Genomic DNA, 18,556 nt, shown 5'->3' on the forward strand with positions numbered 1-18,556 from the left:
TGCGCGCGCAGGCCGGTATCCCCATGAAACAGCGTATCCGCGACAAGCTGGACAATCTTTCCGACCGCCTCCAGGAGCTCGACCGCCTGCTGGCCACCAGCGAAGCGGCCAGCGACATGGACAACTACCGTCGGTTGACCCGCGAGCACGCGGAGATCACGCCGGTGGTGGCCCTGTACCAGGTCTATTGTCAGGCCGTTGCCGATGAAGTCACGGCAAAGGAACTCATTTCCGATCCGGAAATGAAGGAGCTGGCCGAGCTTGAACTGGCGTCGGCCCGGGAGACTCAGGCACGGATCGAGGTTGATCTGCAGACGGCACTCCTGCCCCGGGATCCGAACGACGAGCGCAACCTCTTTCTCGAGATCCGGGCCGGAACGGGCGGCGACGAGGCGGCGCTGTTTGCCGGTGACCTGCTGCGCATGTACACGCGCTATGCGGAGCGCCAGGGCTGGCGGGTGGAGACCATGTCCGCCAGTGATTCGGAGCTCGGGGGGTTCAAGGAAGTGATCATCCGGGTCGCCGGCGCCGGGGCCTATTCGCGTCTCAAGTTCGAGTCGGGTGGCCATCGGGTGCAGCGGGTTCCGGCTACCGAAACCCAGGGGCGCATCCACACTTCAGCCTGTACCGTGGCGGTCATGCCCGAAGCCGATGAAGTCGGGGATGTGGAGCTCAACCCGGCCGATCTGCGCATCGACACCTTCCGGGCTTCCGGGGCCGGTGGCCAGCACATCAACAAGACCGACTCTGCGGTGCGCATCACCCACCTGCCTACCGGCATCGTCGCAGAGTGCCAGGATGGGCGCTCCCAGCATCAGAACAAGGCCTCAGCCCTGCGTGTGCTGGCAGCCCGCATCAAGGACATCCAGGTGCGCGAACAGCAGGCCCGGGAGGCCGCCACCCGCAAGAGCCTGGTGGGCAGCGGTGATCGCTCCGAGCGGATCCGCACCTACAACTACCCCCAGGGTCGGATCACCGATCACCGCATCAACCTGACCCTGTACAAGCTTGATGCGGTGATGCAGGGCGAGCTGGATGAAGTGCTGGATGCCCTTACGGCGGAGCATCAGGCCGAGCTGCTGGCCGCGCTGGCTGACGAAGGTCATTGAGGGTGATCGCCAGCATTGGTGAAGCCCTGGCGGCGGCACGTGGGCGCATTCCGGCGAGTGAGGCGCGTCTCCTTCTGGGGGCGCTGCTGGGCTGCTCCACGGCCCAGATCGCGGCCTATCCGGAGCGCGCGCTTACCCCCGGGCTTGCCGCCCGTTTCGCCGACTTGCTGGAGCGTCGTGCGGCCGGGGAGCCGGTGGCCTATCTGCTGGGGACGAGAGAGTTTTTCGGGCGCGACTTCCGTGTGACGCCGGCGGTGCTGATTCCACGCCCCGAAACCGAACTGATCGTTGAGCTTGTGCTCGCCCGGGTCGCGACGAACGACGGCGCCCCCCGAATTCTCGACCTGGGAACCGGCAGTGGTGTCCTCGCGGTGACCCTTGCCCTGGAGCTGCCCGGTGCGCGGCTGACGGCGCTTGATCGGTCGGCGGAGGCCCTGGACATTGCCCGGGTCAATGCGGCAGCACTGGGCGCCCAGGTGGATTTCATCGAGAGTGACTGGTTCGCTGCCGTGGACGGCGGGGGGTTTGATTTCATCGTCAGCAACCCGCCCTATATCGCGGCGGATGACCCGCATCTGGCGGAAGGGGATGTGCGTTTCGAGCCCACGGGGGCACTGGCGTCCGGGCAGGCGGGTCTGGATGATCTCGCCCGGATTGTCGCAGGGGCGCCGGCATTTCTGATGCCGGGGGGCTGGCTGATGATGGAGCATGGCTATGATCAAGCCGCTTCGGTGCGCGCGCTGCTGGCCGGGGCAGGTTTCGACGCGGTGGCGTCGGCCCGGGATCTGGCAGGGATCGAGCGGGTCAGCTATGGATGCTGGCGCGCTTCTTGACGTGTCGCCCGTGCAGGCCTAGACTTTCCCGACTGAATTGCTCAACTATTGCGAGGCTACCATGGACGTCCAAAAGATCATTCACGACCAAGTCACTTCCAACCCGGTGGTTCTGTACATGAAGGGTTCCCCGGCCATGCCGCGCTGCGGCTTCTCCTCCAATGCCGCGCAGATCCTGCGCGCCTGCGGTGTAAAGGAGTTCTTTGCAGTGGATGTGCTGGCTGACGAAGCCATCCGTCAGGGCATCAAGGAATACGCCAGTTGGCCCACCATCCCCCAGCTTTACGTCAAGGGTGAGTTCGTGGGGGGCTCCGACATCATGCGCGAAATGTACGAGTCCGGCGAACTGAAGAAGCTCCTCGACGGGGTGGCCTGAACGGCGCTGCGCAACAAAAAGGCGGCTCAGGCCGCCTTTTTGTCGTCCATCGCCGGTCGGGTCAGAGGCTGGCGATCCGGTTGTTGGCGAGGGACAGTCTTGAAGACAGGACTTCGAGGAAGCCCTTGTAGAAATGCATCTGGCACAGGGCCGATGCCCGTAGCAGTGCCGGTGCCCGAATGGTGAGGATGCGTGTTTCCGAGGTGGCTTCGACCGAGGCCGTACGGGCACCGCGTCCTGCTGCGAAGAGGGCCATTTCACCGAAACAGTCGCCAACGCTGAGTACATTCAGCAGGTGTCCGTTCTTGACGATGCGCAGATCTCCTTCGATCACGAAGCAGAAATAATTGCCCGGCTCCCCTTCCTTCATCACCAGCGTGCCAGGCGGGATGAGCTTCCATTCGGCGAAGCGGACGATCTCCCAGATCTCGATGTCGCTGAACTCGCGAAAGAAGCGGAAGGCACGCAGGCGTTCGAACTTCTCGCTGTCTGGCGGCTCGCCGCGGTCTGCCGTGAGGCTGCGGTTACGATAGGCTTGGGCGAGATCGTGGGAGAACTCCATCCAGGTGCCATAGCGTTCGGAAATCTCCCGCCGCATGGCCCGGTCGACAACGGCACTGAGTTCAGCCGGTATCTCGGGCCGGATGCTGAATGGCGGCGGCGCCACATGGTGGGCGATCTGGTACACCATGTTCACGTTGGTGGTGGCGTCGAAGGGCAGGCGGCCCGTAAGTAGCTGGTACATCACCACGCCAAGGGAGTAGATGTCGGTGCGGTGATCCACCGGCATCTCGCGGACCTGTTCCGGCGACATGTAGGCCGGTGAGCCGAATCCGCTGACCTGGGTGGTTTCACTGGCGGTGAGCAGGGCTGCACCAAAATCGGAGATCTTGATGTCCTGGCCGCCCGGGGTGGTCAGCAGGATGTTGGCCGGTTTGATGTCCCGGTGAGTCACACCGTGGAGGTAGGCGTAGTCGAGTGCACGGGTGCACTTGAAGATGATTTCGATCAAACGCTCGAAAGGCAGCAGGTTGTCTGCCCGGGTGAAGGCCTCCAGGGTGCCCCCCGGCACATACTCCATGACCACATAGGCATCCTTGTCATCAATAACCGCGTCGTGGATCTGGATGATGTGGGGGTGCTGGAGCTTTCCGGCAAGCGAGGCTTCGTTGAGAAGCAGGTGGCGGTAGAGCATGCTGCGCTCGCTGCCGCGCAGGGTTTCCGGGTGGAGGCGCTTGATGGCGACTTCCCGCTGGGTGAACGGATCGAAGCCAAGATAGACACTGCTGGTGGCGCCTTCACCCAGCAGACGGCTGACCTCGTACTTGCCTATCCTGTCCATGTGCAGAGTCCTCAAGCAATTCGACTGCGGGCGCGGGCAATGGCGGCGCGGACCTGGGCCGGGGCAGTGCCGCCGATGTGGTTGCGGGATGCCAGGGAGCCTTCCACGGTCAAGACTTGGAACACATCCTGATCCAGACGTTCGACGGCGCCGGGCACGTGGCTCATGGCGGCGCGCAGTTCGTCCAGGGGGATGAGCGGCAGGTCGACACCCTTGAGGTCGGCGGCGCGCACGGCCAGGGCCACGGCCTCGTGGGCATCGCGGAAGGGCAGGCCCTTCTTGACCAGATAGTCGGCCAAGTCGGTGGCAGTGGCGTAGCCCTGGGTCAGGGCGGCCTGCATGGCTTCGTGCTTCACGCGGACGTTGAAGACCTTCTCGCCGGTGGCGGCAACGATACGGCTGCCCATCATGTCGGCGTAGATGCGCAGGGTGTCGATGGCGGTGTCGGCGGAGTCGAAGAGGGGTTCCTTGTCTTCCTGGTTGTCCTTGTTGTAGGCCAGGGGCTGGCCCTTCATCAGGGTCAGCAGGGAGACCAGGTTGCCGTTGGCGCGGCCGGTCTTGCCGCGCACCAGCTCGGGTACGTCGGGGTTTTTCTTTTGCGGCATGATCGAGCTGCCGGTGCAGAAGCGGTCGGCCAGGTCGATGAAGCCGACCCGTGGGCTCATCCATAGGATCAGCTCTTCGGACAGGCGCGACAGGTGGGTCATCAGCAGGGACACGGCGGCGCAGAACTCGATGGCGAAGTCGCGATCGGAGACGGCGTCCAGCGAGTTGAAGCACACTTCCTCGAAGCCCAGCAGCTCGGCCACGTATTCCCGGTCGATGGGGAAGGTGGTGCCGGCCAGGGCGGCGGAGCCCAGGGGCAGGCGATTGACGCGCTTGCGGCAGTCGGCAAAGCGCTCCGCGTCGCGGCGGGTCATCTCGAAATAGGCCATCAGGTGGTGGCCGAAGGTGACCGGCTGGGCCACTTGCAGGTGGGTGAAGCCGGGCAGCGGGGTGTCAGCGTGGTGTTCGGCCAGGTCGAGCACGGCCAGCTGGAATTCGCGGATCAGGCCGAGAATGGTGTCGATGGCATCGCGCAGCCACAGGCGGATGTCGGTGGCCACCTGATCGTTGCGGCTGCGGCCGGTGTGCAGGCGCTTGCCAGCGTCGCCCACCAGGGCGGTCAGGCGCTTCTCGATGTTGAGGTGAACGTCTTCGTCGTCCAGGTTCCAGTTGAACTCGCCGCGTTCGATCTCACCGGCGATCTGCGTCATGCCGCGTTCGATGTCGGCCAGATCGGTGGCCCCGATGATGCCCTGGCGGGCCAGCATGGTGGCATGGGCGAGCGAACCACGGATGTCCTGGGCGGCCATGCGGTTGTCGAAGAACACGCTGGCGGTGTAGCGCTTGACCAGATCGGAGACGGGTTCGGTGAAACGACCGGACCAGGCCTTGGCGGTGCCGTCCTGGGTTGCGGAGTGATCTGCCATAATTATTGATGCTCTCAGCGATAAGAGGGCCTGTGCCACGGAGAGAAGCCCGTGGATTCAAGGTTTTGGCCCGTTTTTTTGACCCATGAGTATAAAGCAAAACCCGCGCCGCGCCGGCCGTGGCTGCTATGAAGGAACCCTGCCGGATTTTCGGAACTTGGGCGTCGTGCTGCGCATTTTGCTTCTGGTGAACGGGCTTGCCCTGGTGGGGGGGCTGATCCGCAACCGCGAGTCGGCCCTGCTCGGCGAGGAAATCCTTGAAATGGCCGTGCGTGTCGAGTTTCCGCTGATCCTGTCGGTGGCGGCCCTGTTCCTGCTGCGCACGCCCTTGCAACGCCTGCCTTACCCTGTGGGGCTGGCCGGGACGGGCGCCGTGGTGTTGGGTGTGGTGGTGGTGGTTCAGAGCCTGCTGGCACCGCTCGGCTACGGTGGTGTGCTGCGTCCGCTGTTGTGGTCACTGGTGACGGCGGCTTGCGTCCTGACATACTTCCACCTGCGGGGGGCCGCCCAGGCACCGGTGTTGGCGGAAGCGCGGCTGCTGGCCCTGACGGCCCGCATCCGCCCGCATTTCCTGTTCAACAGCCTCAACGGCGTGCTCGGGGTGTTGCGTTCCAACCCACGTCGCGCCGAGGAGGGACTGGAGGAGCTGGCGGACCTTTTTCGTGCGCTGATGCAGGACAACCGCGAGCTGGTGCCCTTGGTCGATGAGATCGTGCTGTGCGAGCGCTATCTCAATCTGGAGCGCCTGCGGCTTGGCGATCGGCTGGAGGTGGTGTGGCAACGGGATGCGGCAGCGGATGAATCCCTGGTGCCGCCGCTGTTCCTTCAGCCCCTGGTCGAGAACGCGGTCTATCACGGCATCGAGCCCGGCGCCGAGCCAGGCCGGGTGTCGATCCTGATTGCCCGGCGGGGGCCGGAGGTGATCATCGAGATCGCCAACCCGGTGCTCGATGCCGAACGTCATCATGCCGGCAACCGCATGGCTGTCGACAACATCCGCGAACGCCTGATGCTGTTTTATGACCTTGAGGCGGCCCTCGACACCGAGCAGACGGATGACGCCTACCGGGTGCGCATTCGCCTGCCTTTTCGGAGAGAGCGATGAGTGACGATGTGTCCCTGCCCGCCCTGGCGGTGCTCCTGGTCGATGATGAGGCGCCGGCCCGGGAGCGGCTTCGTGATCTGCTGGGGGATCTGGCTGATCGTCAGCCCACCCGCATCGTCGGGATGGCGGCCAACGGGGTTGAGGCTCTTGCCCTGCTGGAGGCCGAGCCGGCCGATCTGGTGATCACCGACATCCGCATGCCGGTGATGGACGGTGTCGAGCTGGCCCGCCACCTGGGGCGGCTCGACCCGGCGCCGGCGGTGATCTTTTCGACAGCTTACGACGAGTATGCGGTGCGCGCCTTTGAGCTGGCCGCCGTTGACTACCTGCTCAAGCCCGTGCGAGCCACCCGCCTGGCTGATGCGCTGGCCAAGGCCCGCCGCCTGCGGCCCCAGGCCGACGAGGTGCTGCGGCGGATGGCACCGGCCACCCGTAGTCATTTCAGCATCAGTGAGCGTGGGCGCATTCTGCTGGTGCCGGTGTCAGGGGTGCTGTTCCTGAAAGCCGAACAGAAATACGTGGTGGCGAGAACCCGGGAGCGGGAGTATTTGCTCGATGAGTCCCTCGTGCAATTGGAAGAAGAGTTTCCCGAGCGTTTTTTGCGCATCCACCGCAACTGCCTGATCACCCGTTCCGCGGTCCGTGGCGTGGCTCGGGCGACCACCGGCGAGGATGGCGAGGCCCATTGGGTGATTCTGCTCGATGGCTTGGTCGAGCAGTTGCCGGTCAGTCGTCGCCAGTGGCCGGCGGTCAAGGAGGCGCTGGGTCTGTGAGGCAAGGGCGGAACATCCGTTTTGACGGGTGTTCCAAGGAGGGCTCCCGTACAATTCGCCCCCATGGAAAACCCCGGCCTCGCCCCCTCCCTGCTTGCCTATCCCCGTCACCGGCCCCGCCTCAGGCCGGCGCCCTTTCTGCCCATGTCCCGGGCCGAAATGGATGCCCTGGGCTGGGACGAATGCGACATCATCATCGTCACGGGCGATGCCTACATCGACCATCCCAGTTTTGGCATGGCCCTGATCGGCCGTGCCCTGGAGGCCCAGGGCTTCCGGGTCGGCATCATCAGCCAGCCTGACTGGCACTCCGCCGATGCCTTCCGGGGGCTGGGCAAGCCGCGCCTGTTCTACGGCATCACGGCCGGCAACATGGATTCGATGATCAACCGTTATACCGCCGACCGCAAGCCGCGCTCCGACGACGCCTACACGCCCGATGCGGCCCCGGACAAACGTCCGGATCGTGCCGTCGTCGTGTACGCCCAGCGCGCCCGCGAGGCCTACCCGGACGCCAACATCGTCATCGGCAGCATTGAGGCCAGCCTGCGCCGCATCGCCCATTACGACCACTGGTCCGAGAAGGTGCGCCGTTCGGTGCTGCCCGACTCCAAGGCCGATCTACTGGTGTTCGGATCGGGTGAGCGGGCGGTCATTGCCCTGGCCCACCGGTTGGCGGCAGGTGAGCCCATTGAAGCCATCCGCGACCTGCGCGGCACCGCCTTCATGGTCAAGCCCGGATGGCGCCCGGAGGGATTTGTGGAGGTCGCGTCCACCGACATCGACCGGCCGGGCCCCGTCGAGCCGCACAGCGATCCCTACGCCATGGAGCCTGTAGGGGCGACTTCAGTCGCCCAATCCACCACCCAGCCGATCCGGATCATTCCGGCCGCCGAGCGCGTGGCGGCGCGTCGGGCGGCGCGGGCCCAGCAGGTCATCCGCCTGCCCGCCTACGAGGTGGTCAAGGACGACAAGGTGATGTACGCCCACGCCTCGCGCACCTTTCATCTTGAATCCAACCCCGGCAACGCCCGCGCCATGGTGCAGGCCCACGGGGTCGGCCCCGGCTGCCGCGACGTATGGCTCAATCCGCCACCGCTGCCGCTCAGCACCGAAGAGATGGACTGGGTCTTCGGCCAGCCCTATGCCCGTCAGCCCCACCCGAGCTACGGTGAGGCGCGCATCCCGGCCTGGGACATGATCCGTTTCTCCATCAACATCATGCGGGGCTGCTTTGGCGGCTGCACCTTCTGCTCCATCACCGAGCACGAGGGGCGCATCATCCAGAGCCGCTCGGAAGCTTCCATCCTCAAGGAGATCGAGGAGATCCGCGACCGCACGCCCGGCTTCACCGGCACCATCTCCGACCTGGGCGGCCCCACCGCCAACATGTACCGCATGGCCTGCAAGGACCCGAAGATCGAGTCCTCGTGCCGGCGCCTGTCGTGCGTCTTCCCGGGCATCTGCGAGAACCTCGGCACCGACCACGGCCCCCTGATCCAGCTCTACCGCAAGGCGCGGGCGATCCCGGGGGTCAAGAAGGTGCTCATCGGCTCGGGGCTGCGCTACGACCTGGCCGTGCGTTCGCCCGAGTATGTGAAGGAGCTGGTCACCCACCACGTGGGTGGCCTGCTCAAGATCGCGCCGGAGCACACCGAGGACGGCCCCCTCGACAAGATGATGAAGCCGGGCATCGGCACCTACGACCGCTTCAAGGAGATGTTCGAGAAGTTCTCGAAAGAGGCGGGCAAGAAGCAGCACCTGATTCCTTACTTCATCGCCGCTCACCCTGGGACGACCGATGAAGACATGGTCAACCTGGCCCTGTGGCTGAAGGGCAACAACTTCAGGCTCGACCAGGTGCAGACCTTCATGCCGACGCCCATGGCCATGGCCACCACCATGTATCACACCGGCAAGAATCCGCTCCGCAAGGTGTCGGCGGACTCGGAAGTGGTGGACACCCCGAAGTCCGGGCGCCAGCGCCGCCTGCACAAGGCGCTGCTGCGCTACCACGACCCGGAGGGCTGGCCGCTGATCCGCGAGGCCCTGCGGGCCATGGGCCGGGCCGACCTGATCGGCGCCCAGCCGAGGCATCTGGTGCCAAGGGATCAGCCCGTGATCCTCGAGCGGGGAGACGCAGGCAAGGCCGGCGGCCCGCGCAAGCGTGGCGGCAAGGCCGACAGCCCGGTCGGTGCCCGGCGTGCCCCACCGCCCGCCCGGCGTGCTGCGGGGGCTGTGCGCCGCGGAACCGGCAAGTGACGCCCGGGGTGGATCGACGTTCGAAGCGGACTTGCTCCACAGATGGCGGGGGACTTTCCGGTTATCATCGGCGCCCGATGCCGGGCGGGTTTTCCCCCGTCTAGCCCTGGGCGACACCTTTCGCAACCAGGCCGGTTCCCGAAATCTGAAATACTGCGGCACTAGTATCTGCGTGTGGCGTCAGCGACACCCAGGATCCCTGGCCAGGTTGTGGTGGAAGAGTGGAAAATTTTGTCTATCGTGCGAGCCTTACCGGACGAATCGCGTCACTGATTGACGTTGGTTTCGGCACCTTCCGTGGTTTTGTGCGGTTTGTCCTGGGTGAGATGGCCTTTGTCGGCGGCAATCTGGCGCCTTTTGTCCAGCTCCAGCCCGAGCGGGTCCGGCGGCTGGTCTTTGTGTGCCTCGGCAATATCAACCGGAGTGCCTTTGGGCATGCCGTGGCGGCGGGGTTGGGCGTGCGGGTGATCTCCATCGGCTTGTCCACCACGACCGGGGCTCCCGCCTTTGAGAAGGCCCTCAGTACGGCCCCGGTTTATGGGGCCAGCCTCGCCGAACACCGCGCAACCGACTTCACGGATTACGCCTACCAGCCCGGCGATCTGCTGCTGGCCATGGAGGTTCGTCACGCCCATGAGCTGGTGCGCCGCGGGATTCCGGCCGATGCGGTTCTGCTCCTCGGCCACTGGTCACGCCCTCACCGGATTCACATCCACGATCCGCACCTGCACACCGACCAGTATTTCCGGACGTGTTTTGCGATCATCCATTCGGCGGTGGTGAACCTCGTCGAGGAACTGCGTCAGGCGGAAAGCCCATGTCTCATGTCATGAACGTTTACCTGAGCTTCGATATCGAGGTCTGGTGCGGTAGCTGGGACGACCTTGATGGCCGGTTTCCGGCAAGCTTCGAACGCTATGTTTATGGTCGTTCGCCAAAGGGCGACTACGCCTTGCCCAAGACCCTGGAAATCCTTGCGAAGAACGGTCTCAAGGGGGTGTTCTTCGTCGAGCCACTGTTTGCTGCGCGCTTTGGAGTCGACAAGCTGGCGACCATCGTGGAGCTGATCCGCAGTGGCGGCCACGACATTCAGCTACATCTGCACCCCGAATGGTCGGATGAACTGCGGCCCCTCCCTTTTCCGGGGGCCAGCAGGAAGCGTCAGCACCTGGCCTATTACACGCTCGAAGAGCAGATCACGCTGGTCCGGCTGGGCCTTGATCTGCTGGCTCAAGTCGGCTGCACCGGGGTCAGCGCTTTTCGTGCCGGCAGCTTCGCCTGCAATGCGGATACCTACCGGGCGCTTTACGCCTGCGGCATCGGTATCGACAGCAGTCTCAACGAGGTCGCCGCCAACAGCGGGCCCGACCTCCGCGGCACGCTCGATTTCACCCGCCCGCAGGCGTTCGAAGGCGTGGCCATCTTGCCCATGACGGTCTTTCGCGATGGTACCGGGCGTCTGCGGCCGGCCCAGCTGGGCGCCTGCAGCTTTGCGGAACTGAGCGAGGCTCTGGAGTCCGCGTATGAGTCCGGTACCGAGCACTTCGTCCTGCTGTCCCACAACTTCGAAATGCTCCGGCAGGACAGCCGCGTGCCCGATGGCATCGTCGTAGGGCGTTTCGAGGCCTTGTGCCGCTACCTCGGCATGCATGCGGAGCGTTTTCGGGTTGGGGCCATGGATACCCCTCTGGTGATTCGTCGGGCCGATGGGGCGCGCGAGCTGGCAAAGGTCTCCATGGGCGCCACGCTCAGACGACATGGCGAGCAACTGGCCCGCCGCATCCTCGGGTAAGCAGGGGCTGGGTATGCCGCCTGTGTGCCTTTCCTCCTGCCGCGAGGGCCGCTGGCAGCCTGATCCGGTCAATGCTCCCGTGATGCCATCATGAACCGTTCTTTCTCGGTCTATCTCGACGTCGTCCGTTTCACTGCGGCTTTCCTCGTCTATCTTTACCACTCGAATCAGCGTTTTCTTTCCGAAGCCATCCTGCCGGCCAGCCACTACGGTCACAGTTCGGTGATCGTCTTCTTCGTGCTGTCGGGCTTCGTGATCGCCTTTGTCACCGATACCAAGGAGTCCCGGCTGCCGGCCTATGCGGCTAGCCGGATCTCCCGGGTGTTTTCCGTGACGGTGCCGGCCATCGTTCTGACCGTACTCCTCGATGCCATTGGTCGCCAACTGGTGCCGGAGATCTACTCCGGCTATCCCTTCGACCAGTTCGTCGCGCGCATCGGCGGCAGCCTCTTGCTGCTCAACGAGGTGTGGTTCATCTCCATTACCAGTTTCTCCAACGTTCCCTACTGGTCGATCTGCTTCGAGTTCTGGTACTACGTGACCTTTGCCCTGGTGGTCTTCATGCCGAAGCGTCGCGGCCTCATCGCGGCGCTGCTCGTCGCGGTCGCACTCGGGCCTAAGTTCATGCTCCTTGCCCCCCTGTGGTGGCTGGGGGTGCTGCTCTACCGCTGGCGCGCCACCCAGGACTGGTCGGGTTCCGTGTCGCTGACGCTGGCGGTGCTGTCTTCCGTCGGCATCGTGGCCTTCCATGCCTTTGGTATCAGTGAGTGGTGTTCCGACTGGCTGATGGGGGTGATCGGCAAGGAGAACCACCGCCAGCTCACCTTTGCCAAGTTCTTCATTGGCGACTACATCCTGGGTGTACTGGTGTTTCTGAATTTCGCCAGCATGCGCAATGTGCTGGCGCACCATGGCCAGTCCTTGTTGCTGGTCGAGCGGCCGGTGCGCTTGGTGGCCAACTACACATTCACGCTCTACCTGCTGCACCAGCCCCTGTTTCTGTTCTGGGGGGCAGTCGTCCAGGGGGATCCGGCAGGGCCCGGCTTCTGGTTGACCGTCACGGCGCTGATGTTCATGACCGTCGGGGTGGTGGGGCACCTCACCGAGAACCGGCGCTACATCCTGCGCGATTTCCTGTTCCGCCTCATCTCCCGCATTCCTCTGGTGCGATCTGCGGAAGTTGCCCGCCATGACTGACATGCAAAATGCGGCCCCCTGCTACGTGCTGGGCATCGAGACGCAGATCGGACTGAGCCTGATCCGCGAGCTGGGCGAGGCGGGCATTCCGGTGATCGGCATTGCCACCGACGCGAACGCCATCGGTTTGCAGTCCCGCTATCTCGCCCATGGGGAGATCCTGCGCAAACCCCGCACGGACGAGGGCCTGGCGGAGCTGCGGTCCTTCGGGGAACGCCATGGGCGCGGCTACCTGCTGACCGTTTCCGAGGCCAATACCAGCTGGCTGATTGACAACCGCGAGCACCTGGGGCTGATCACCCCCTTGCTGCCATCAAAGGATGCCTTTGCCCTCGTCCTCGACAAGGCCCGCACCCTGGAGGCAGCCGAGGCTGTCGGCATTGATGTGCCCCGAAGCGCCAGCCCGGCCGATTGGGCAGCGGTTGAGGCGCTGGCCCGGGACTTCCGCTTTCCTGCGGTGCTCAAGTGGTCGGACCCCAACGCCGTCGCGGCTGCCCTGGGTGCGCAGGGCATCGATCTGGTGAAGGCCGAGTATGTCTATACCGCGGGCGAGTTCCTGAAGGTTGCCGAGCGCTATCGGAAAGTGGGCCAGTGGCCCCTGGTCCAGGAGTATTGTGCGGGGGTCGGCCTCGGGCAGTTCTTCTTCATGCACCGTGGTCAGGCGGTACGGCGCTTCCAGCACCTGCGCATCGCCGAGTGGCCGCCGGAGGGCGGGTTTTCGAGCGTCTGCGATGCGGTGCCGCTGGAGCAGTTCGTCCCATTGCAGGAGAAATCCATCCGCCTGCTGCAGCACATCGGCTGGGACGGCGTGGCGATGGTTGAATACCGCTACGACCCGGCCAGCGGGCGTGCCGTGCTGATGGAAGTGAATGGCCGTTTCTGGGGCAGTTTTCCCCTGGCAATGTACTGCGGGGCCGGGTTCGGCTTGCTTGCCTACAGTCTGCAGGGGCAGGGGCGGATGCCCGACCTGCCGCCGCAGGACGACACCTTGCGCTGCCGGATGGTGGCCACCGAATTGAAGCGCCTGAGGCGCATCCTGTTGCAGCCCGGCCAGATCCGCGACCGGACTTTCCAGGTGCGTCCGCTGCATGAGGTGCTGCGCTTTGTCGGAGACTTCCTGCGCCCGTCGGTGCGCTACTACGTGTGGAGTCTGAAGGACATCAAGCCCTTCATCCGCGATGTCAGGAACATGCTGGGCATTTGAGATCGGTTCCCGCGGGTCGTCTCACGGCCCCATTGACCTTACCCCGCGGCTGATGCACCTTTCCCCTACAAGAACACGGGGGAGACACCATGAGCATCCACAGGAAGCCCATCGGCGAACGTATCGACTGGCTTTACGATGTGGCGCGCCGGTATTCGGCGGCCTACTGTGACCCGGAGGCCAGTATGGCCCGGGAGCGTCACCGGGCGCGGCACCCCACCGCCATTGCCGTGCTCAAGTGCATGGACGGGCGCATCAACATTCCCATCGCCACCAACACGCCGCCGGGCATCATCCAGCCCTTCCGCAACCTGGGGGGCTTCTTCGATCTGGGCTGGCCCCACCTGGGCGAGGTACTCGAACACTACGTCCATGACCGGGTGCGCAGCGGTCAGCGGGTGCTGATGTTCATTACCTACCACTATTCCCGTGGTGAGCCTCACCGCTGCTGTGCCGGCTTCAACTATCACACGGACCAGGCCATCGCCCATGTGTTCGGGGTCAAGGGGCAGGTGGAGCACGTGTTCGGGCGCGGGCACGCCACGGTTTATCCCCTGGTCTGCGGTTTCGAAACCGACGAGGACGCGCTGGTGCTGCACGGGGCCGGCGGCGCCACCCTGGATGTGTCCACCCTGGCGGCAGATGAAACCGAGGCCAGCCTGCGGGCGCGCCTGCAACCCCTGTTTCCCGACATGCCGGGGGTGATGCTGGCCGATCTGGCGCGACTGGTGGCGGGCAACATCGCTCATGTGGCGGAGGTGCGCAAGCTGGACAGGCAGCTCGACATCGAGCACCGGGAATGGATGATCTGCGTGGGGCGGGGCTTCGACTTCCTGCACGCCCCCAACCTGGCGCTGATCATCGGCCCCTACAGCCCCGATCTCGCCGATCCCATCCGCAAGGCTGGCGCCATCATCGCCTCCAACATGAAGGGGGGGCGCATTCCGGATGACGGCTTCCTGCTGCTGGCCTCCTCGCCCTACCAGGACATCGGCTCGGACCGGGCCCGGGCTGAGCTGAAGGCGCGCTTCATGGCGCACTTTGCTGCCGAGGTGATCCGCCGCGACCTGCCCGATCTGGCCCCCCGGATGACGGTGCATGCGGCCGTACTGAACTGGGCCACCCGGGGGCTGGAAGCGCTGGATTGAAGCTAGCGGAAGTAGTCGGGTACGAACATCTCGGGCGGAACTTCGTGGCGCACGTAGTCGGGGTTTCGAACGCGGGCCGGCAGATCAACCAGGGGGCGCTCCACCTCCGCGTAGGGGATCTCGCCCAGCAGATGGTGGATGCAATTGAGGCGGGCGGCCTTCTTGTCGTCGGCCTGGACGATCCACCAGGGGGCTTCGGGGATGTGAGTGCGTTCCAGCATGATCTCCTTGGCCTCGGTGTATTTTTCCCAGCGGGCGCGGGACTCCAGGTCCATGGGGCTCAGCTTCCATTGCTTCAGGGGGTCGTGGATGCGTGACAGGAAGCGGAAGTGCTGCTCTTCGTCGGTGATCGAGAACCAGTACTTGATCAACTGGATGCCCGAACGCACGAGCATGCGCTCGAACTCGGGTACCGAGCGGAAGAATTCTTCGTAATCCTCATCCGAGCAGAAGCCCATGACCCGTTCGACGCCCGCCCGGTTGTACCAGCTCCGGTCGAACAGCACGATCTCGCCGGCGGCCGGCAGGTGCGGGACGTAGCGCTGGAAGTACCACTGGGTGCGCTCCCGGTCGTTGGGGGCGGGCAGGGCCACCACCCGGCACACCCGGGGGTTGAGGCGCTGGGTGATGCGCTTGATGACGCCACCCTTGCCGGCCGCATCGCGGCCTTCGAACAGGATCACCACCCGGTGCTTGGTGGTGGCCACCCAATCCTGCAGTTTCACCAGTTCACCCTGCAGGCGCAGCAGCTCCTTGAAGTAGCGCTGGCGCTGGGCCTTCTCTTCGTCGGTCGGCGGATGGGCTGCGCCGCTGCCGATTTCCTCGAAACGACGGTCGTCGAGTTCCAGCTCGAGTTCTTCGTCGTAGCTGTCAAGGAGTTCGCGTTCCAGGCGACGGTGCAGGTCGCCGATTTCCTGATTGTCCATGGGGTCTCCGGTCGGGGGGGAAGAAAAAGCCGGTTGCAGGGGGCTAGCCTGCACCGGCTGTGTTGCACCTTGTCGACCGGGGCGCTCAGCCGCTGTTGCGCAGCCCCGCGGCAATGCCGTTGATGGAAAGGTGGATGCCGCGCCGGACGCGCTCGTCCTGGTGGCCTTCCCGGTAGCGGTGCAGCAGTTCGACCTGCACGTGGTTGAGCGGGTCCAGGTAGGGAAAGCGGTTGCGGATGGAGCGCTTGAGCAGGGGGTTGGCGTCAAGCAGCTCGGCCTGTCCGGTGATGGAGAGGAGCATCTCGATGGTGCTGGCGTGCTCCTTGGCTATGCGCGGGAAGATGGCTTCGCGCAGGGCGCTGTCCTTGACCAGTTCGGCATAGCGGCTGGCGATGGCGATGTCGCTCTTGGCCAGTACCATGTCCATGTTGGAGAGCAGGGTGGCGAAGAAGGACCACTCCTTGTGCATGGCTTGCAGGCGCGCCAGGCCGGCGTCGCCGTGCTTCTTCAGGTAGGCGTGGACGGCAGAGCCGAAGCCATACCAGCCCGGCAGCATGATGCGGCACTGGGCCCAGCTGAATACCCACGGGATGGCGCGCAGATCCTCGATGGCAGTGGATTTCTTGCGGGAGGCGGGGCGGCTGCCGATGTTCAGCGCGGCGATCTCCGAGATCACGGTGGATTCCCAGAAATACTGCTCGAAGCCGTCGGTCTCGTAGACCAGGTTGCGGTAAGCCTGGAAAGCCGCTTCGGACAGCTCGTCCATGGCCTCCAAGTACTCGGGGCGGGGGGCCGGGTCGCGGGGGGCAAAGAGGGTGGCCTCCATGGTGGCGGCCGCCAGCACCTCTAGGTTGCGCCGGCCGACTTCCGGGTTGGCGTACTTGGAGGCGATCACCTCGCCCTGTTCGGTCAGGCGGATCTGGCCCTGCACGGCGCCGCCCGGCTGGGCCAGGATGGCCTGATAGCTGGGGCCGCCACCGCGGCCGACGGAGCCGCCGCGGCCGTGGAACAGGCGCAGGCGCACACCATGGCGGGCAAAGGTGTCCACCAGGCCGATCTCGGCCTTGTAGAGTTCCCAGCCCGAGGTGAGGAAGCCGCCGTCCTTGTTGCTGTCGGAGTAGCCGAGCATCACCTCCTGCTCCTTGCGGCGGGACGCCAGCAGGGCCATGTAGGCGGGCAGGGCGAACAGGCGGTCCATGACCCCGGCGGCGTTCTGCAGGTCGCCGATGGTCTCGAACAGCGGAATGATGTTCACGTCGAGGGCGCCTTCCAGGGGGCGCAGCAGGCCGGTCTCCTTGGCCAGCACGGCCACTTCGAGGATGTCGGAGACGTCGTCGGTCTTGGAGATGATGCAGTTGGGCACGGCGGCCTTGCCGTAGCGCAGGTGGGCGGCGCGGGCGGCGCGGAAGATCGCCAGTTCGCCCTGGCTCTCTTCGGAGTAGTCGATCCACGGGGACGCCAGGGGACGGGGTGTGGCCAGTTCCTCGAGCAGCATCTCGATGCGGCCGGCTTCGTCCAGGGCCAGGTAGTCGCGGCTCGGGTCAATGGACTTGATCAGTTCGGCGACGACGCGCTCGTGGACGTCGGAGTTTTGGCGCAGGTCGATGGGCGCCAGGTGAAAGCCGAACACCGACACGGCGCGGCGCAGGTGGCGCAGACGCCCCCGGGCCAGGGCGCCGAGGCCGTTGGCGGTGAGGGAGCGGTGCACGACCTCCAGTTCGTCAGCCAGCTCGTCGGGGCCGGCGTAGGGCGCAGCGGCGGCCACCGCATGGCGCGGGGGTTGATGGCCGAGGAGTTGCGCGTAGGTGGCCGCGAGGCGGGCATAGACGCCGGTCAGGGCGCGGCGGTAGGGCTCGTCGCTGCGGTGGGGCGAGCCATCCGGCGAGGCGCCGGCCAGACGCAGCAGGGCATCCGAGGCGCTGACCAGGCCCTGGGCCACCGAAAGCTGGGAGCCCAGGGTGTGCACTTCATCCATGTAATAGGTGAGGACCTTCTCGGCCTGGGTGGCCAGGGCTTTCTCAAGGATCTCGGCGGTGACGAAGGGGTTGCCGTCCCGGTCGCCGCCGATCCAGCTGCCAACACGCAGGAAGTTGGGCAGCTCCATGGCGCCCCAGGTCCGGTCACGGCTGGCGAGGCGGTCTTCAAGGCCCGCGTATAGGCGTGGCAGCTCACGCAGGAAGGTGTAGTCGAAGTAGGACAGGCCGTTGCTCACCTCGTCCATCACCGACAGCTTTTCGGTGCGCAGCATGCGGGTCTGCCACAGGGTAAGCACGGCGCGGCGCAGGGCCTCGAAATTGGCGTCCTGCTCCTCGGGGGTCAGCTGCATGCGGTCGCGCTCGTCGAGCAGGCGGGAGATGACCATCTGACAGTTTAGGATGCTCTTGCGCTGGACTTCGGTGGGGTGGGCGGTGAGCACCGGCACCACGTTGGCCGTGTCGAAGAAGGCGGCCAGTTCGGTGCTGCCCATGCCGGCATCGAAAGCGCGCTGCAGGGCATGGGCCAGGCTGCCTTCCCGGGGCGCCGAGCCGGCGATCTGGTGGGCGCGGGAGCGGCGGATGTGATGCTGGTCCTCGGCGATGTTGCAGAGATGCGAGAAGTAACTGAAGGCGCGTACCACGTCGATGGTCTGGTCACGGGACAGGGAGTCGAGGGTGGCCTCCAGCTCGCGGCGGGCGCCATGATCCTCGTGGCGGCGAAAGCGGATGGAGCTCTGGCGGATGGTCTCCACCAGATCGAACACCGCCTCGCCCTCCTGGGCGCGCACAGTGTCACCCAGCACGCGGCCGAGCAGGCGGATATCGTCGCGGAGGGGGAGGTCTTTGTCTTCGCTCGTGTTCGTGTCGCTCATCGTGGCGGATCCTGTCCTGTCGGTTGTCGGCGCGGAAGGCGCATCGGGGCCCCATGCTAGAATCCCGACCCGAATGGCCGCCATAGGTGCCTACCCTGATGCTGCACTGCGCAAGCATGCAGATTGCCCCGGTTAGCCCGTGTTTGTCCATATCGCCGCGTCAGCCCGA

General features: G+C 65.2%; 15 protein-coding genes. 11 read left to right on the forward strand and 4 right to left on the reverse strand.

Going from position 1 to position 18,556, the window contains the following annotated elements; genetic code table 11:
- The first annotated feature begins 23 nt into the window (after positions 1-23).
- The 3 genes from prfA (at position 24) to grxD (ending at position 2,318) form a co-directional block, all read left to right on the forward strand.
- On the forward strand, positions 24-1,109 hold the full coding sequence (prfA, locus tag J0L98_RS01325; RefSeq protein WP_296409536.1) for a peptide chain release factor 1: 1,086 nt from the start codon (positions 24-26) through the stop codon (positions 1,107-1,109).
- A 2-nt stretch (positions 1,110-1,111) separates the two neighbouring features.
- A complete protein-coding gene (prmC, locus tag J0L98_RS01330; RefSeq protein ID WP_296409538.1) occupies positions 1,112-1,942 on the forward strand; it encodes a peptide chain release factor N(5)-glutamine methyltransferase in 831 nt (276 codons plus the stop codon).
- Between the two features lie 61 nt (positions 1,943-2,003).
- Entirely contained in the window at positions 2,004-2,318 is a 315-nt protein-coding gene (grxD, locus tag J0L98_RS01335) for a Grx4 family monothiol glutaredoxin (protein WP_296409540.1), read from the forward strand.
- Positions 2,319-2,379: 61 nt separating this feature from the next.
- Here the strand turns inward: grxD and J0L98_RS01340 are convergent, their stop codons facing one another.
- Positions 2,380-3,660, reverse strand: a complete 1,281-nt coding sequence (locus J0L98_RS01340; RefSeq protein ID WP_296409541.1) for a serine/threonine-protein kinase — start codon at positions 3,658-3,660, stop codon at positions 2,380-2,382.
- Between the two features lie 11 nt (positions 3,661-3,671).
- Positions 3,672-5,132: an argininosuccinate lyase gene (gene argH, locus J0L98_RS01345; protein WP_296409542.1), complete on the reverse strand. Its 1,461-nt coding sequence runs from the start codon at positions 5,130-5,132 to the stop codon at positions 3,672-3,674.
- Between the two features lie 85 nt (positions 5,133-5,217).
- Between argH and J0L98_RS01350 the strand changes: the two genes are divergently transcribed.
- From J0L98_RS01350 to J0L98_RS01385, 8 genes are all read left to right on the forward strand, one after another.
- A complete protein-coding gene (locus J0L98_RS01350; RefSeq protein ID WP_296409544.1) occupies positions 5,218-6,237 on the forward strand; it encodes a histidine kinase in 1,020 nt (339 codons plus the stop codon).
- A complete protein-coding gene (locus J0L98_RS01355) occupies positions 6,234-7,010 on the forward strand; it encodes a LytTR family DNA-binding domain-containing protein (RefSeq protein ID WP_296409546.1) in 777 nt (258 codons plus the stop codon). The genes J0L98_RS01350 and J0L98_RS01355 overlap by 4 nt, the downstream gene beginning before the upstream one ends.
- A 144-nt stretch (positions 7,011-7,154) precedes the next feature.
- Positions 7,155-9,272, forward strand: coding sequence for a YgiQ family radical SAM protein (locus J0L98_RS01360; protein WP_296409603.1), 2,118 nt, complete (start codon positions 7,155-7,157; stop codon positions 9,270-9,272).
- Between the two features lie 221 nt (positions 9,273-9,493).
- Positions 9,494-10,105 (forward strand): hypothetical protein, encoded by a 612-nt coding sequence (locus J0L98_RS01365; RefSeq protein ID WP_296409547.1) that lies wholly within the window; start codon positions 9,494-9,496, stop codon positions 10,103-10,105.
- Positions 10,090-11,064, forward strand: a complete 975-nt coding sequence (locus J0L98_RS01370; protein ID WP_296409549.1) for a hypothetical protein — start codon at positions 10,090-10,092, stop codon at positions 11,062-11,064. Before J0L98_RS01365 ends, J0L98_RS01370 begins: the two co-directional genes overlap by 16 nt.
- A gap of 90 nt (positions 11,065-11,154) precedes the next feature.
- Positions 11,155-12,261 (forward strand): acyltransferase, encoded by a 1,107-nt coding sequence (locus J0L98_RS01375; protein ID WP_296409550.1) that lies wholly within the window; start codon positions 11,155-11,157, stop codon positions 12,259-12,261.
- The gene (locus J0L98_RS01380; protein ID WP_296409553.1) at positions 12,254-13,465 is read left to right on the forward strand and encodes a hypothetical protein; all 1,212 of its coding nucleotides are present in this window, start codon (positions 12,254-12,256) and stop codon (positions 13,463-13,465) included. The genes J0L98_RS01375 and J0L98_RS01380 overlap by 8 nt, the downstream gene beginning before the upstream one ends.
- An 89-nt stretch (positions 13,466-13,554) precedes the next feature.
- The gene (locus J0L98_RS01385) at positions 13,555-14,613 is read left to right on the forward strand and encodes a carboxysome shell carbonic anhydrase domain-containg protein (protein WP_296409555.1); all 1,059 of its coding nucleotides are present in this window, start codon (positions 13,555-13,557) and stop codon (positions 14,611-14,613) included.
- A gap of 2 nt (positions 14,614-14,615) precedes the next feature.
- On the opposite strand, the gene ppk2 is transcribed toward J0L98_RS01385, so the two are convergent.
- Together ppk2 and ppc are read right to left on the reverse strand one after the other, a co-directional pair.
- Entirely contained in the window at positions 14,616-15,539 is a 924-nt protein-coding gene (ppk2, locus tag J0L98_RS01390; RefSeq protein WP_296409557.1) for a polyphosphate kinase 2, read from the reverse strand.
- An 85-nt stretch (positions 15,540-15,624) separates the two neighbouring features.
- Positions 15,625-18,387, reverse strand: coding sequence for a phosphoenolpyruvate carboxylase (gene ppc / locus J0L98_RS01395; RefSeq protein ID WP_296409559.1), 2,763 nt, complete (start codon positions 18,385-18,387; stop codon positions 15,625-15,627).
- Positions 18,388-18,556: the final 169 nt, after the last annotated feature.

It is taken from the genome of Zoogloea sp., assembly GCF_017302315.1.
Lineage (GTDB): Bacteria > Pseudomonadota > Gammaproteobacteria > Burkholderiales > Rhodocyclaceae > Zoogloea.